The organism is Microbacterium sp. F1-18 (genome assembly GCF_052921305.1).
Window position 1 is genome coordinate 68073 of the sequence record NZ_JBREVD010000006.1, and the last position, 15991, is coordinate 84063.

Sequence of the window (15991 nt, forward strand, 5' to 3'; positions counted from 1 at the left end):
CCCGACCGAACGGATCCACCCACCCATGCACGACGACATCCCTCTCACCACCGGCCGCGCCGCACGCGTGCTCACCGAGCGCATCCGCCCCGCCATCCATTCCGCGCGCATCCCGCTCGAGATCTCGGCGAACCGGTTGCCGGGCGAGCCCATCGCGCCTGCCGCCGGTCTGGCGCTGGAGTTCGAGCCGTTCGAGGCGGGATCTCCGTGGGGACCGGCATGGTCGACGACCTGGTTCCGCGTGCGCGGGCGGGTGCCGGCGGCGTGGGCGGGTCGCCGGGTCGAGGCCGTCGTCGACCTCGGCTTCGACCCGAACATGCCCGGCTTCCAGTGCGAAGGGCTCGTCTACCTCCCCAGCGGCGAGCCGGTGAAGTCGCTCAACCCCCGCAACCAGTGGGTGCGCATCGCCGAGGAAGCCGCCGGCGATGAAGAGGTCGAGTTCTACATCGAGGCCGCCGCCAACCCCGTGCTGCTGGACTACCACCCCTTCCTCCCGACGCAGGAGGGCGACATCCAGACCTCCTCGCCCCGGCCCCTCTACACGGTCCGGCACATGGACCTCGCCGTATTCGAGCCCGAGGTGCACGAGCTCGCGCTCGACCTCGAGGTGCTCGTCGAACTGCAGGCGGAGCTGCCCGAGACCGCGCCCCGGCGCATGCGCATCCTGCAGGCACTCGACGACGCGCTGGACCGTGTCGACCTGCAGCACATCGCCGAGACCGCCGCGGACGCGCGGGCCGCGCTCGCCGAGGTGCTGGCGTCGCCCGCCGAGGCCAGCGCGCACCGCATCTCGGCCATCGGCCACGCCCACATCGACTCGGCGTGGCTGTGGCCGGTGCGTGAGACCATCCGCAAGGTCGCGCGCACGAGCACCACGATGACCGAGCTGCTGGCGGAGAGCGCCGACTTCCGGTACGGCATGTCGAGTGCGCAGCAGTACGCCTGGCTCAAGGAGCATCGTCCCGAGGTGTGGGCGAAGGTCAAGGATGCCGTCGCCGCGGGGCGCTTCCTGCCCCTGGGTGGCATGTGGGTCGAGTCCGACACCGTCATGCCCACCGGCGAGGCGATCGCCCGCCAGTTCCTCTACGGTCAGCGCTTCTTCGAGGAGGAGTTCGGCATCCGCTCGCGCGGCGTATGGCTGCCCGACTCGTTCGGATACTCGCCCGCGCTGCCCCAGCTCATGCGCCGCGCCGGCTTCGAGTGGTTCTTCACGCAGAAGATCTCGTGGAACCAGGTGAACAAGTTCCCGCACCACACCTTCGCCTGGGAGGGGATCGACGGGTCGCGGATGTTCACCCACTTCCCGCCGATGGACACCTACAACTCGCAGCTGTCGGGCATGGAGGTGGCGAAGGCGTCGCGGCAGTTCCGCGAATCGCGTGTGGCATCCGGATCCATCGCGCCCGTCGGGTGGGGCGACGGCGGCGGCGGCACGACCCGCGAGATGACCGGCAAGGCCGAGCGCCTCGCCGACCTCGAAGGCAGCGCACGCGTGCAGTGGGAGCACCCCGACGCGTTCTTCGAACGCGCGATGGCCGAGCTGCCGAAGCCGCCGGTATGGGTGGGGGAGCTGTACCTCGAACTGCACCGCGCGACCCTCACGAGCCAGCACAAGACGAAACAGGGCAACCGGCGCACCGAGCACCTGCTGATCGAGGCCGAGGCCTGGTGGGCCACCGCCGCCGTGCGCACCGGTGCCGACTACCCCTACGACGAGCTCGACGCGCTGTGGCAGCAGGTCCTGCTGCAGCAGTTCCACGACATCCTGCCCGGCACCTCGATCGCGTGGGTGCACCGCGAGGCCGTCGAGCAGTACGAGCGCGTCGCGGCGGCCGCCGAGGCGCTCATCGATCGTGCCCAGGAGCTGCTGGCCGGCCCCGGCGACGAGCGCGTCGTCTTCAACGCGTCGCCGCTGGCCCGCGACGGCGTCCCCGGGCTCGGCGCCGCCCCCGCCGCACCCCCGGCGGGAGCGGTCGACGTGCTCGAGCGCGACGGCGGATTCGTGCTGGGCAACGACCTCGTCCGGGTGACGATCTCGGCCGACGGCCTCATCACCTCGGCGATCGATCTCGCCACCGGGCGCGAGACCATACCGGCGGGCGAACCGGCGAACCTCCTCCAGCTGCACCAGGACTTCCCCAACATGTGGGACGCCTGGGACGTCGATCGCTTCTACCGGAACCGCGTCACCGACCTCACGGACATCGACGCGCTCGTCGCCGACACGCGTGACGGGGCGGCCCACGTCACGATCACCCGGTCGTTCTCGGAGTCGACGCTCACGCAGGAGCTCGTCCTGCGGCCCGGCTCGCGCACCATCGAGATCTCGCAGCGAACCGACTGGCACGAGGTCGAGAAGTTCCTCAAGGTCGCATTCCCGCTCGCGATCCAGGCAGAGCACACCGCCGCTGAGACGCAGTTCGGCTACGCCCGGCGCGTGACCCACACCAACACCAGCTGGGAAGCCGCGAAGTTCGAGACCTCGATGCACCGCTTCGTCCACGTCGCCGAAGAGGGTTTCGGGGCGGCCCTCGTGACCGACTCGACCTACGGGTACGACGTCACGCGCGACGCCGACCCCGACCGCGGCGTCACCACGACGGTCCGGCTCTCGCTGCTGCGCGCGCCGCGATTCCCCGATCCCGAGACCGATCAGGGTGAGCAGACCCACCGCTACGGTTTGGTGATCGGCGCCGACATCGAGACCGCGACGGCCGCGGGTATCGCACTGAACACCGCGATGCGCGAGCGCGTCGGAGCGCCCGTGGCGCCGCTGGTCACGGCGACACCCGGCATCCTGGTCTCGGGCGTCAAGCTCGCCGCCGATCGCTCGGGCGACCTCGTCGTGCGCGTGTACGAGCCGGCCGGGCGGCGCGTGGCCGGCGACGTGCGCATCGACGGGGCGGTGATCGTCCGCGAGGCCTCGCTCATCGAGGACGACCTCGGCGAGGTCGAGCATGACGCCGGCCGTGTGACGGTCGAGCTGCGGCCCTTCGAGGTGCGCACCTATCGGGTGAGCGTGCCCGTCGGTGCGAGGATCGAGGGATGAGCGAACACAGCGGATCCTCTCGCGCCCTGCCCCTCGACGAGGCCGCAGCGGCCGAGATGTGGGAGCAGTATCGGGCCGCGCACCCGGAGGCGGTGCGCGCGGCGCCCGAGTACACCGTCGAGCACTTCGGCGACAACGCACGCCTGGCCGACGAGCTGCTCGAGATCGTTCTCGCGGGCGGCAAGCGTGCCACCGCCGAGCTCGTCGCCGACTTCGTCGCGCGGGGAGATCTCATCCCTCGCCTCGGCTCGCACTGGATCGCGTGCGACAGCACGGGAACCCCGCGCATCGTCATCCGCACCACGGAGTTGCGCCTGGGGCCTTTCGCGAGCGCGGATGCCGCCTTCGCCGCCGACGAGGGCGAGGACGACCTCTCGCTCGAGAGCTGGCAGCGCGAGCACCGACGCTACTGGACCCGCGTCGCGGCGGCCCGCGGAGCCGAGTGGTCGGAGGACGAGGACATCGTCTTCGAGCGCTTCTCGGTCGTGTGGCCGCCCGAGCACGCCGACTGATGAAACCGCCGCGAAAACCGGGCCGCGTGCGCAGGCGAGCACGCGGCCCGGTTTACGCTGTGGGCGGGGCGGTGAGCCCGTCGCGCCACTGCGGCGCGGCGCCGTCCTCGGGAGGTCGATGTGAACTGGCTGCTCAACACGAACATCCTCTCCGGCCCAGCCGTCGTCGGGACGTGCATCGCGGCTGCCCTCGCGTTCGTGCTGCTCGTCGTGCTGCGGCCGAGCAACCGCTGGCTCCGCCGGCGCTGGACGATGACGGCAGCGACGGCGGCGGTCGTCGCGGGGCTCCTGGGCATCGGCCTGACCTGGCTGCTGGCGGATCACTACAACCTGTTCGGCGTGGTCCTCACGGCCGACTCGCGGATGTGGATCGCGCTCGGGTTCGCCGCCATCGGGGTCGCCCTGGTGTCGCTCTGGCGTCCCACCTGGCGCCGGGCCGTCGCCGCGCCGCTGGCGATCGTGCTCTTCGCGCTCACCGCAGCGATGGGCGTGAACATCGCGTTCGGACAGTACCCGACCGTGCGCCTCGCCCTCGGGATGCCCGCGTTCGGTTCCGCTGACCTGCCGTCCCTCGACGGCAACGCCGACCGTCCGACGATCGCCGACTGGACCGCCCCCGACGGGATGCCCTCGACCGGCGAGGTCGGCACGGTCACGATCCCCGCGACGGCGTCGGGCTTCACCGCCCGTCCGGCCGTCATCTACCGCCCGCCCGCAGCCCTCACCGACAACCCGCCGCTGCTGCCCGTGCTGATCGTGCTGTCCGGACAGCCCGGCCAGCCCCAGGATCCGCTGATCGCGGCCCACCTGCAGCAGTCGCTCGACGCTTATGCGTCGGCTCACGACGGCCTCGCCCCGATCGTCGTCTCGCCCGATCAGCTCGGCTCGCCCGACACCAACCCGATGTGCATCGATTCGCCGCTGGGAAACTCGGCGACCTACCTGACGGTCGACGTGCCGACCTGGATCAAAGCCAACCTGCCGGTTCTGGACGCCCCCGACTTCTGGGGCATCGGCGGCCTGTCGCAGGGCGGCACCTGCTCGATCCAGCTCGGTTCAGCCCACCCCGAGCTCTTCAGTGCGATCCTCGACGCCTCGGGCGAGGAGTTCCCTTCGCTGGGTGACGAGGCGACGACGATCGCGCAGGGCTTCGGCGGCGACCGGGCAGCCTACGAGGCGGCTAAGCCCGCCGCGATCATGGCGGCCCACGCGCCGTACCGCGACATGACCGCCGTCTTCGGCGTCGGGAGCAACGACGCCGGGTTCCTCCCGGGCGTGCAGCGGATCTATCAGGCCGCGCAGGCCGCGGGGATGGATGCCACCTACGTCGAGGCGCAGGGGAGCGCGCACGATGCGGCCTCGTGGACCTACATCTTCCAGCAGGGTCTCGAGATCATCGCCGATCACTGGGGGCTCGGCCGCTGACGGCGGGCTCGCGCAGCGACCCCGCCATTCGTACCGCCTGCCCGAGGGTGAGGGTGGGCAGGTAGCACCGCGTCAGAGCGACGCCCAGCGCGGGCAGCATCGCCGGGTCGGGATACACGGCCCACAGCGGCACGAACTCGGGCTGGAACTTGCGCTTGAAGTTCAGCAGCGACCGGAACCCGTACGCCGGCTCGAGCAGCCCGCCCAGCAGGTCGAGCAGTCGCGCGACATTGGTGCGCTCGGCGTCATCGCCGAGCTGCGTCGAGGCCAGCGGCGAACCCGACAGGCTCAGCAGGCCGAGCCCGTCGCTTTTCATCCGGTCGGCGGCGGCGCCGATGACGAACTCCATGATCCCGTTCATCGCGTCGCCACGTCGCCGCATGAAATCGAGGGTGTAACCCGTCACGGCTCCGTGATCGAACATCGGCAGCCAGCTCGTGACCGCCTCGATCCGGCCGCTCTCGTGCACCGCCATCATCAGCCGCACCGCCGGGTCGTCGAGCTCGTCGACGCCGCCGAGGGTGAACTCCATCTCGGGCAGCGTGCGATCGGCGACCCAGCCCTCGGAGATCTCGCGGATCTGAGCGTGCTGGCTCGAGGTGAGCTCCCGCCACGAGGTCCAGACGGCCGTGATCCCCTCGCGCGACGCCCGGTTGGTCGCGGTGCGGATGTCCTGCCGCTTCTTTCCCGCCGTGTTCCACTCGGGCAGGCGCAGGACGGCCTCCTCGGCCACCGGCATCCGCTGCCAGCCGAGGTGGTCGAAGACACTGCCCTCACGCGCGTCGACGCTGTAGAAGGTCGCGGTCCAGCCGTGCGCCCCGCAGAACTCCACGAAGCCCGACACCACGTCGGGCCGGTCGTGGTCGGGGCCGAACGGACCGCCGAGGGTCACCGCGATCGTGCCGCGCACGCGGTAGGCGATCGCCGCGTCGGCATCGGGCGCGAACCAGTAGGAGTTGCCGCGCCACGTCGACATGAACGACAGCGTGTCGCCGCCACCGCGTTCGAGCACGCCCCGGGCGCGCAGCCGGTCGGGTGCATCGAGCACGGTGCGCGAGTCGACGAGCACGCGGGCGACGGCGACGACCAGGATCAGCCAGAACACCAGCGACGGGAGGTACCACATCGCCTGGGCGGCACCGGACTCGGGCACGAACTCGATGATGTCCGAGGGGATGAGGGTCGGCGGCACGAGGCGCAGGGGCAACGCGCGCAACACCATGAGCGCATCCACGCCGGGCTGGAAGCCGTCGGCGATCACGAGCGTCCCGACGAACGAGACGACGAGCGTCGCCGCCGTCCCGATCACGATCGTCAGGATGAACGTGCGCTTGGCAGCCGCGGTGGTCGTCACCCGGGCGGCTCCCCGGAACACGATCAGCACGATCGCGACGGCCAGGGGCACGATGGCGCCGACGATCACCCCGGTGAGGGTCTGCCACACGAAATCCGCGGTCTCGGCGTTGACGGCCTCGCCGATGGCGGCGACGGTGTCGGGCTCGATCACGAAGAACGTGTAGAGCATGCCGGCGAACATCGCGAGGTTGATCGCGACGGCGACCTCGAGCGCGATGCGCCGGCCGTTGCGGATGCCCCGCGCCGCGAGCAGGAGGACGACCAGCGGGAGCAGTGCCACGACGCTCGACCACCCCTGCAGATCGGAGATGGAGGAGAAGTCATCGGGGCACGGGGCGCCCGCCGAGCCGAACGCGCACACCTGGCCGTCGACGATGCTCAGCGGGTCGATCGAGAGATAGCCGTAGATCGAGAGCAGGCCCGCGCCCGACCCCGAGGCGGTCGCGACGACCGGGCCGATCGCCGTGATCGCGACGATCGCTGCGAGCAGCACCCGCTTCTCGTAGTACGAGCTGCGCACGAGGCGGAAACCGCTGCTGCGCCCACCGAGTGCGAAGCCGAGCGCGAAGCCTACCGGCACGGCGAGGAGCGAGAACAGGTCGTTCGCGCCGCCCGAGTAGAGATAGAGCGTGACAGCGGAGAGCACCCCCAGCAGTCGAGTGCGACGCCGCCAGATCGTGCCGAAGAACGAGCTGGCAGCCATGGCCGTGGCGAGCAGCGGGGCGGTGGGCGAGAACACGTCGACGGCGGGCGCGTTCAACGGGATGCCGGCGAGGTAGGTCTGCTCGAACAGGTCGATCGCGAAACCCAGGAAGGATGCCGCGACGCCGCCCACGAGGTACGCGATCACGGTGCGCATGCTCCCCATCGCCCGTTCGGCGGCGCCCACCACCACGAGCACGAGGACGACGAACACGATGAGGGCCGGCACCGTCTCGACGACGAACAGCGAGGTCACGGAGCTCCACCAGTGACGAGTCGCGGCGCCGGCGCCACCGGCGTCCTGGGCGGGGATGAAACCCCAGTCGATCGGCTCGAAGATCAGCCCCGCGACACTCAGCCCGATCGTGAGGATCGCGATCAGGAGCGTCACCGGACGGTGGCGCAGCCAGGAGCCGGCGCCCGCGGCGAACGAACGCAGGTCGCTGAGGGATGTCGTCACCTGACGCACGATAGTGGCTCCGCCTGTGCGCGCAGAGCAGGCGCACAGCGGGCACTTATCCGGCGGGAAGCCTCATCCGGCTCGCACCGAACCGAACCACAGCGCGAAGTAGTAACTGAAGTTGCGGTTGCCGTACGACGAGCACGGGCCGCCCGAGCCCCATCCCGCCGACATGGCCGCGGGGTCGGGCTGGTAGGGCGTGTAGTTGTACAGCGCCGCCGTCGCGTCGTTCTCGATCGCGACTTCCGTCCCGCCGCACGCGGGGTCGGGGTGGAAGGCGATGAAGTGGGTTCCGGGCTGTCGCATGAAGTTCGACGCGCGGTACGAGGCCAGGTCGGTCGCTCCGGCCACGATCTGCGCGCCGACGCCCTCGTACTCCGGGTCGCACGGGGCGGTGTCGGGGCAGCTGGCGCCCATCGCCGCGCGCAGCCGGCCTTCCGACGGCGCGCGGGCCGCGCGGCCCTCGATCAGCGACTGCTCCTTCTGGAGGGTCACGAGGATGACGCGCGCCGAGATCCCGCAGGCCTCCTGCACGCGATGGATGATCTCCGCGACGGGCAGCTCGCCGCCCTCGATCGCGCGGCAGATCACGTCACCGGTGCGTTCCGACACCCGCGCCTCGCGCGATGAGATGCCGGCTGTCGCGACGTTCAGACACGCTCCATTGACGCATTCGCCGATCCGGTCGTCGAGGAAGTCCTGGATCTCCGCGGTCGAGAGCGCGTCGCGATCGAAGAAGAGGTCGTCGTCGATGAGGTTGCCGGGGTCGATGTCACCGGCGTTCGGCGGGAGTGCGCGCGGCTGATCGCCCGGAGGCGCGGCGCCGCCCGGGATCGCCGCGAGGTTCGTCGCGGTCACCCCGATCGCGACGATCAAGGTCACCAGCAGCACGGGCACCGTCACGAGGACGGCGACGATCCCGATCCGGCGACGGCGCCGCCGCATCCGGGATCGAGAGGCCATGGGAACGATCGTGCCGCACCCGGTCACGAGAACGCTGGGAGCGGCGCTCAGCCGTCCGTGACCGACGACTGCCGCACGATGAGCCGGGTCGGCAGCGGCGTCGCTTCGGTCACCACATCGGGCTGCTCCACCACGAGCAGCACCTTCTGCATGATGAGGGCGCCGAGCGCCGGGAAGTCCTGTTCGACGGTGGTGAGCGCGGGGTGCAGGAAGGCAGCCTCGGGCACGTTGTCGAACCCGACGATCCCGACGTCATCGGGCACGCGCAGTCCGCGCTCGCGGAGCGCCGAGAGCACGCCGATGGCCATGTGGTCGTTCCCGACGAAGATGCCGTCGCCCGGCGCGATGTCGCTCTCGATCGCGATGCCGAATCCGCTCGCGGCCGACCAGTCGCCGTAGGCGAGCGGCGGGATATCGAGCCGCCTCGCGACGAGCTCGTCGCGCCAGCCGCGCACGCGCTCGGCGGCGTCGGGATTGCGTGCGGGCCCCGCGATGTGGTGGATACGCCGATGCCCGCTCTCGGCGAGGTGGCGCACGGCACTGCGTGCACCCCGGTACTGGTCGATCGCCACGAGCTGCGGGTGCGGCCGGCTCGTGGCGGCGACGGCGACGAGGGGGATGTCGAGCTCGAGACCCTGGACGGCGGCGAGCACGTCGAGATCGACGACGATGAGGACGATGGCGTCCACGCGCTGCCGGAGCAGCCCGTCGATCGCCGACCGCACGGCGGCGACATCGCTCTCGGGCGAGCTGATCGCGTCGACGTTGTAGCGCTCCGACCGCGCGGCGAAGTTGAAGTGGGTCGCGACCGAGGTCGGCCCGAACTGCACCGTGCCGGGGGTGATGAGGCCGATCGTCCGGGTGCGCCGGGTCACCAGCGCGCGCGCCGCGGGAGAGGGGCTGTAACGCAGCTGCGCGATCGCCTTCTCCACCCGCTCGCGGGTGGCCGGACGCACGTTCGGCATGTCGTTGAGCACGCGCGACACCGTCTGGTGCGAGACGCCGGCCAGTCTCGCGACGTCGAAGATGTTCGCCGCCCGGGGCGTGCGCGCGTCAGTCATCGGCCTTGCCGGCGGGGTCATCGGCGCGGGCGACGAGGGCGATGAGCAGGTCCGAGGTCAGATCCGCGGCGGGCACGACGTGGGCGATGCGCCCATCGCGGACGACGGCGACGGTGTGCGAGACGCGCAGCACCTCGTCGAGCTCCGCCGAGATGTAGACGACCGACACGCCGTTGTCGGCGAGCTCTCCGACGAGCCGTTGCACCTCGGCCTTCGCGCCGACGTCGATGCCGCGGGTGGGCTCATCGAGCACGACCACCCGCGGAGACAGCGCGAGCAGTCGGGCCAGCAGCACCTTCTGCTGGTTGCCGCCCGAGAGCTCCCGCACCGGCCGGTCGATGTCGGCGGGACGGATGTTGAGGGCCTCGATCCAGCTCCGGGCGAGCTCGCGCGCCCGAGTGGCGCCCACGGGACGCAGGATGCCGCGTTGCGCCTGCAGCGCGAGCGTGATGTTCTCGAGCACGCTGAGGTCTCCCAGCACGCCCTCGGTGCGACGGTTCTCCGACGAGTACACGACCCCGCGCCCGATCGCCGACCGCGGACCGTGACCCCCGAGCGGGGTCTCGTCGAGCAGCACCGCGCCCTCGTCGAGCCGGTCGACCCCCGTGAGCGCACGCGCGAACTCGGTGCGACCCGAACCGAGCAGACCGGCGAAGCCGATCACTTCGCCCTCGACGAGCTCGAGGTCGAACGGGTGCCGGGTCCGGCCCGTGCGTGCGCCGCGGGCCGACAGCACCAGGGGCCCCTCGCTCGGCGGCGCCGGCTCGTCGTCGATCGCGGCGAGCCGCGCCGCCGAGTCGCCGAGCATCTTCTCGACGAGCTCGACACGCAGCAGCTCGGTGGTCGAGTACTCCCCGACGAACCGGCCCCCGCGGAGCACCGTGACGCGGTCGCACAGCTCGTAGACCTGGTCGAGGAAGTGCGACACGAACAGCACCGCGATGCCGCGGGCCGTCAGCTCGCGGACGACGCGGAACAGCTCGGCGACCTCGTCGGCGTCGAGGCTCGACGTCGGCTCGTCGAGCACGAGCACGCGGAGGCCGTCGCCCGACACGGCCCGGGCGATGGCCACGAGCTGCTGGATCGCGAGGGAGTGCGATGACAGGAGCGAGCCCGGGTCGATCGAGACGCCGAGGGATTCGAGCGCAGCCGCGGCCCGCCTGCGCATCTCGGCGTGATCGATGATGCCGAAGCGGCGCGGTTCGCGTCCGAGCGAGACGTTCTCGGCGACGGTGAGGTTCGGCAGCAGGTCGATCTCCTGGTACACCGTGGAGATGCCCGCCGCGATCGCGTCCGCGGGGCGGGCGAGGTGCACCGGGGCGCCGTCGAGGAGGATCTCACCGGCATCCAGGCGGAGCGCGCCGGTGATGGCCTTGATGAGCGTCGACTTCCCCGCGCCGTTCTCTCCCATGAGCGAATGCACTTCGCCCGCGAACAGGCGCAGATCGACGTTCGCGAGCGCCTGCTCGGGGCCGAAGCGCACGTCGGCTCCGCGCACCTCGAGCGTCGGCGGCGCCTCGGGATCCATGCGCACCATCATGCCGCCCCGAAGCGCCGCCGCGCTGCCGCGGCGCGGCGGGCCGTCACCGCCGCGTGGCGGATCGGCTGACGATCACCCGCTGCACCACGACGAACACCAGCAGCAGTGCGCCCACCGTGATGCGGGTCCATGACTGCTCGGCGCCCAGGAACGAGATGATCGTCCGGATGAGGCCGTAGACGAACACCCCGATGAGCGATCCGACGACGAAGCCGCTGCCTCCTGTGAGGAGAGTGCCGCCGATCACCACCGCTGCGATCGTGTCGAGCTCGGTGCCGACGCCGTTCAGGGGGTAGCCCGCGCCGGAGTACGCGGTCAGCACGATGCCCGCGATCCCCGCGCAGATGCCGCTGATGACGTAGACCAGCAGTCGGGTGCGCAGGACCGGCAAGCCCATGAGGCGTGCCGACTGCTCGCTGCCGCCGATCGCGTAGACGGTGCGGCCGAAGCGCGTGTAGCGCAGGACGAGGGCGGCCAGCACGACGGTGAGCAGCGCCAGGATGCCGGTGGGCGTGATGTACCAGCCGCCGAACGACAGCCGGGTCGACTGCAGCCACAGCAGACCCTCGTCAGCGACCTTGATCGACTCGAGGCTCACCACGAAAGCGAGGCCGCGCGCGAGGAACATCCCGATGAGCGAGGCGATGAAGGGCTGGACGTCGAAGAACTGCACCAGCACGCCGATCAGCAGGCCGATCGCACCGCCGATCGCGATCATCGCCGGAATCGCGACCGCGACGGGCACGCCCTCCGACAGCAGTCGCGCGCACAGGATGCCGGTGAAAGCCATGACCGCGCCCACCGAGAGGTCGATGCCCCCGGTGAGGATCACGAAGGTCATCCCGACCGCGAGCACCAGGAGGTAGGCGTTGTCGAGGAGGATCGACGACAGGATCCGCGGCAGCTGGAAGTTCGGGAAGTTGATCATCGCGCCCGCGATCATCACGAGGAGGATCGCGGCGGCCGCGAACACCGGGACGAGGGCGATGTGGCGGCTCAGGAAGCGGCGCCAGGGGCTCAGGGCGCGCTCGTGCGCGCGGGGGGCAGCGGTGAGCGATGTCATGACAGCACCTTCGCGTCGGAGCGGGTGGAGACCGGGCGAGCCGCGGGGCGGCGCCCGGAGGTGAACCAGCCGCGCACCCGGCGCGACTGCAGCAGCACGACCACGAGCACCGCGCCGGCCATGAACACCGGGCTCACCGCGGGCGGGACCCCGAGGAAGGTGATCGTGGTCTTGAGGGTCTGGATCGTGAAGACGCCGACCACGGTGCCGGCGATGCTGAACTTGCCGCCCGCGAGCGATGTGCCGCCCAGCACGACGGCGAGGATGGCGTCGAGCTCGATGTACATGCCCGCCGCATTGGCGTCGGCGGCCATGATGTTCGAGCTGTACAGGATGCCGGCGATCCCGGCGAGGGTCCCGCTGGCGATGTACGTGCCCCAGATGATCCCGCGCGAGCGCACGCCCGCCAGCCGGCTGGCCTCGGGGTTGATGCCGACCGCCTCGGTCAGCATCCCCAACGCGGTGCGCCGCTGGACGACGGCGACGACGACGATCGCCGCGACCGAGACGCACAGCGCGAAGGGCAGCCCGAAAACGTAGCCCTGCGCCATGAACTGGTAGGGCTCGCTGTTGATCGTGGTGATGAACCCGCGCGTGATGAGCAGGGCGACGCCGCGCCCGGCGAGCATGAGCACGAGGGTGGCGATGATCGGCTGGATCCCGAGCACCGCGACGAGGAAGCCGTTCCAGGCCCCCAGGACGAGCGAGGTGCCCACGCCCGCCGCGATGGCGATCGCGACGACCCCGAGGTTGCCCGGCTCGGGCGAGGCCTCGATGATCGTCAGGGCGACCGCGCCCGACACCGCCATGATCGCGCCCACCGAGAGGTCGATGCCGCGTGTGGCGATCACGAGCGTCATGCCGAGGGCGACGAGCATGAGCGGGGCGCTGTTGCGGAGGATGTCGATGAGCGAGCCGTACAGCTGCCCGTTCTGCACCGTCACGCTCAGGAACGACGGCCGCGACACGGTGTTGACCGCGATCAGGGCCACAAGGGCGAGCACCGGCCAGACGAGCCGGTGCGTGAACAGCTTCTTCACGCGATCTTCTCCTTACCCGAGGGGTCCTCGGAGTCGCCCTCGGCGATGAAGGCGACCAGTGTGTCGACGTCCACATCCTGCGTCATGAGCTCGCCGATCTTGCGACGATCGCGCAGGACGGCGACGCGTTGCGCGATGCGCAGCACCTCCTCGAGCTCCGAGGAGATGAAGACGACGGCCAGTCCCTGGGCCGCGAGCTCGGCGACCTTGCGCTGGATGTCGGCCTTGGCGCCGACGTCGATGCCGCGGGTGGGCTCGTCGAGGATGAGCAGTTCGGGGGCGGTGGCGAGCCATCGTGCCAGCAGCACCTTCTGCTGGTTTCCCCCCGAGAGGTTGCGCACGAGGGCGTTGGGGTCGGCGGGGCGGACGCCGAGCGCGTCGAGGTATTCGGCGACGAGCGCGTCGCGCTCGCTCTGCGGCACCCGCCGCAGCGCGCCGCGCCGTGCCTGCACGCCGAGCACGATGTTCTCGGCGACGGTGAGGTCGGCGACGATGCCTTCGGACCGGCGGTCCTCGGACGAGAACGCGATGCCGCGATCGAGCGCGTTCCGCGGGGTGCTCAGACGGGTGGGTGCACCATCGATCTCGACGGTGCCGCCGTCCGAGCGGTCGGCACCGGCGAGCAGCCGCGCGAGCTCGGTGCGGCCCGAGCCGAGCAGCCCGGCGAGCCCGACGACCTCGCCGCGGTGGACGTCGAGATCGGCCGCTTCGATGACGCCGCGCCGCCCGACGCCGCGAGCGCGGAGAACGGGCACGGCGTCGCGGTCGATCTCGCGCTCCGCCGTCGACGACAGGGCGTCGAGAGCGCTCAGCTCGCGCCCGATCATGCGCGCCACGAGCGCCTCGCGCCCGAGCTCGGCGACGGGGTACTCGCCGACGAGGCCGCCGTTGCGCAGCACCGTCAGGCGGTCGGAGATCTCGTAGATCTGGTCGAGGAAGTGCGAGACGAACAGGATCGCGACCCCGCGGTCACGGAGCCGTCGCATCACCGCGAACAGCTGCTCGACCTCGCCGCGGTCGAGGCTCGACGTCGGCTCGTCCAGGATCAGGACCCGGGTGTCGATGACCATCGACCGGCTGATGGCGACGAGCTGCTGCACCGCGATCGAGTGGCTGGCGAGCACGGAATGGGTGTCGATGTCGAGTCCGAGCTCGGCGAGATGGCCCGCGGCCGCCTCGTGCGTCGCACGCCAGTCGATGCGTCCCGCGCGGCGCACCTCGTTGCCCAGCATCACGTTCTCGGCGACCGAGAGGTTCGCGCACAGGTTGACCTCTTGGTAGACCGTCGAGATGCCCGCGGCCTGCGCGTCGGCCGTGCTGCGGAACGAGCGCTCGCGGCCGCCCACGACGATGCTGCCGCTGTCGATCGCGTAGACGCCGGTGAGCGCCTTGATGAGCGTCGATTTGCCGGCGCCGTTCTCTCCCATGAGCGAGTGGATCTCGCCGCCGTAGAGCGTGAGATCCACGGCGTCGAGCGCCTTCACGCCGGGGAACTGGATGGTGATCCCGCGCATCGCGACTGCGACCGGGCGTTCCGTGGTCATCATCGACCCGCTTTCTGAAGGGGGAGTGGCGGCCGGTGGTGCCGGCCGCCACCAGGGTGTCGGATCAGTAGGGGCGGCTGTCCAGGACTTCCTTCGCCTGCTCCTGCGTGAAGCTCTGGTCCTCGACGATGTAGGTCTTGTCGACCGACTCGCCCGCGACGACGGACTTCACGACCTCGGCCGTCTTCTCACCGAGGAGCGGGTTGCACTCGACGATGAAGTTGAACTCGCCGTTCGCGAGCGCGGTCATGCCGTCCTTCACCGCGTCGATCGTGACGATCTGGATGTCGGTGCCCGGCGTCATACCGGCCGCCTTGATCGCGTCGAGGGCGCCGAGGCCCATGTCGTCGTTGTGGGCGAAGAGCACGTTGATCTCGGAGCCGAACTTCTGGAGGAAGCCCTCCATGACCGTCTTGCCCTCGGCCCGGGTGAAGTTGCCTGTCTGGGAGTCGAGCACGGTGATGTCGGTGCCCGCGACCGCGGCGTCGAAACCGGTCTGCCGGTCGGTGGCCGCCGACGAGCCGGTGGTCCCCTCGAGGATCACGAGGTTCGTGGGCTTCGAGCCGAAGTTCTCGGCGACCCATTCGCCCGCCGTCTTGCCCTCCTGCTCGAAGTCGAGCCCGATCCAGCTGGCGTAGAGGTCGTCGGGTGCCGAGACCGTGCGGTCTTCGAGGATGACGGGGATGCCGGCATCCTTCGCCTCTTTGAGGACGTCGTCCCACCCGTCGCTGACGATGGGCGCGAGCACGATCGCGTCGACGCCCTGGTTGATGAAGCTGCGCACCGCGGCGATCTGGGCCTCGGGCTTGTTGTCGGCGGCGTTGAAGATCAGGTCGAAGCCGTTCTCAGCCGAGAACGCCTCCTTGATCGACTCGGTGTTGGCGCTTCGCCATCCGCTCTCGGAACCGGTCTGGGCGAACCCGACCGTGATGACGTCGTCGCCGCCGGAGCCGCCCGGCGAGCCGGAGCTCGCGCATGCGGTGGCGCTGAGTGCGACGACGCCGAGCATGGCGATCGCGGTGACGACGGACTTCACCTGGGACATCGGAAACCTCCTCGTTTCGTCCGGCGACGTCGCCGGATCTCTGATGCATGTCACCACAGGGGGACGCTCGAATGTTAGCGCTCACAATACGGGTCGTGTCAAGAGTGGTCTCCGTAACGAATCAGCAACCGCGGGGGCCGGGCAGTCACGGTCGCCATCGGCGCGGATCGCCCCGAGGTGAGCGCTCACACCTGTCGGCGGTGTGCGCGTTCCACCGGGCCGCACGTGCGC

11 protein-coding genes are annotated in these 15991 nt (G+C 70.6%); 3 read left to right on the top strand and 8 right to left on the bottom strand.

Annotation, left to right across the window (positions count from 1 at the left end; genetic code table 11):
• Positions 1-25: 25 nt before the first annotated feature.
• From ACU6RU_RS15360 to ACU6RU_RS15370, 3 genes are all read left to right on the top strand, one after another.
• The gene (locus tag ACU6RU_RS15360; RefSeq protein WP_446726992.1) at positions 26-3049 is read left to right on the top strand and encodes an alpha-mannosidase; all 3024 of its coding nucleotides are present in this window, start codon (positions 26-28) and stop codon (positions 3047-3049) included.
• Complete coding sequence (locus tag ACU6RU_RS15365) at positions 3046-3561, top strand: ASCH domain-containing protein (RefSeq protein ID WP_289330198.1); 516 nt, start codon at positions 3046-3048, stop codon at positions 3559-3561. Before ACU6RU_RS15360 ends, ACU6RU_RS15365 begins: the two co-directional genes overlap by 4 nt.
• Positions 3562-3681: 120 nt before the next feature.
• The gene (locus tag ACU6RU_RS15370; protein ID WP_289330197.1) at positions 3682-4986 is read left to right on the top strand and encodes an alpha/beta hydrolase; all 1305 of its coding nucleotides are present in this window, start codon (positions 3682-3684) and stop codon (positions 4984-4986) included.
• Here ACU6RU_RS15370 and ACU6RU_RS15375 read toward each other — a convergent pair.
• The 8 genes from ACU6RU_RS15375 to ACU6RU_RS15410 all read right to left on the bottom strand — a co-directional run bounded on the left by ACU6RU_RS15375 (position 4955) and on the right by ACU6RU_RS15410 (position 15760).
• Positions 4955-7504 (bottom strand): bifunctional lysylphosphatidylglycerol flippase/synthetase MprF, encoded by a 2550-nt coding sequence (locus ACU6RU_RS15375; protein ID WP_446726993.1) that lies wholly within the window; start codon positions 7502-7504, stop codon positions 4955-4957. The two genes, ACU6RU_RS15370 and ACU6RU_RS15375, sit on opposite strands and share 32 nt — an antisense overlap.
• A 72-nt stretch (positions 7505-7576) precedes the next feature.
• The gene (locus tag ACU6RU_RS15380; RefSeq protein WP_446726994.1) at positions 7577-8467 is read right to left on the bottom strand and encodes a hypothetical protein; all 891 of its coding nucleotides are present in this window, start codon (positions 8465-8467) and stop codon (positions 7577-7579) included.
• A gap of 47 nt (positions 8468-8514) precedes the next feature.
• A complete protein-coding gene (locus tag ACU6RU_RS15385) occupies positions 8515-9528 on the bottom strand; it encodes a LacI family DNA-binding transcriptional regulator (RefSeq protein ID WP_446726995.1) in 1014 nt (337 codons plus the stop codon).
• Positions 9521-11056, bottom strand: coding sequence for a sugar ABC transporter ATP-binding protein (locus ACU6RU_RS15390; protein WP_120265253.1), 1536 nt, complete (start codon positions 11054-11056; stop codon positions 9521-9523). Before ACU6RU_RS15390 ends, ACU6RU_RS15385 begins: the two co-directional genes overlap by 8 nt.
• A 55-nt stretch (positions 11057-11111) precedes the next feature.
• Positions 11112-12131 carry an ABC transporter permease subunit gene (locus tag ACU6RU_RS15395; protein WP_446726996.1) on the bottom strand — a complete coding sequence of 340 codons (1020 nt, stop codon included), beginning with the start codon at positions 12129-12131 and terminating at the stop codon, positions 11112-11114.
• On the bottom strand, positions 12128-13171 hold the full coding sequence (locus tag ACU6RU_RS15400) for an ABC transporter permease (RefSeq protein WP_120265255.1): 1044 nt from the start codon (positions 13169-13171) through the stop codon (positions 12128-12130). The genes ACU6RU_RS15395 and ACU6RU_RS15400 overlap by 4 nt, the downstream gene beginning before the upstream one ends.
• Positions 13168-14715, bottom strand: a complete 1548-nt coding sequence (locus ACU6RU_RS15405; protein WP_259455413.1) for a sugar ABC transporter ATP-binding protein — start codon at positions 14713-14715, stop codon at positions 13168-13170. The genes ACU6RU_RS15400 and ACU6RU_RS15405 overlap by 4 nt, the downstream gene beginning before the upstream one ends.
• Before the next feature lie 64 nt (positions 14716-14779).
• A complete protein-coding gene (locus ACU6RU_RS15410) occupies positions 14780-15760 on the bottom strand; it encodes an ABC transporter substrate-binding protein (protein ID WP_120265257.1) in 981 nt (326 codons plus the stop codon).
• Between the last annotated feature and the right edge of the window lie 231 nt (positions 15761-15991).

Excerpts from the sequence above, each read along its gene's own strand:
- ACU6RU_RS15395 (WP_446726996.1), bottom strand. The coding sequence starts at position 12,131 with ATGACATCGCTCACCGCTGCCCCCCGCGCGCACGAGCGCGCCCTGAGC.
- ACU6RU_RS15360 (WP_446726992.1), top strand. The coding sequence starts at position 26 with ATGCACGACGACATCCCTCTCACCACCGGCCGCGCCGCACGCGTGCTC.
- ACU6RU_RS15385 (WP_446726995.1), bottom strand. The coding sequence starts at position 9,528 with ATGACTGACGCGCGCACGCCCCGGGCGGCGAACATCTTCGACGTCGCG.
- ACU6RU_RS15410 (WP_120265257.1), bottom strand. The coding sequence starts at position 15,760 with ATGTCCCAGGTGAAGTCCGTCGTCACCGCGATCGCCATGCTCGGCGTC.
- ACU6RU_RS15380 (WP_446726994.1), bottom strand. The coding sequence starts at position 8,467 with ATGGCCTCTCGATCCCGGATGCGGCGGCGCCGTCGCCGGATCGGGATC.
- ACU6RU_RS15405 (WP_259455413.1), bottom strand. The coding sequence starts at position 14,715 with ATGACCACGGAACGCCCGGTCGCAGTCGCGATGCGCGGGATCACCATC.
- ACU6RU_RS15390 (WP_120265253.1), bottom strand. The coding sequence starts at position 11,056 with ATGGATCCCGAGGCGCCGCCGACGCTCGAGGTGCGCGGAGCCGACGTG.
- ACU6RU_RS15365 (WP_289330198.1), top strand. The coding sequence starts at position 3,046 with ATGAGCGAACACAGCGGATCCTCTCGCGCCCTGCCCCTCGACGAGGCC.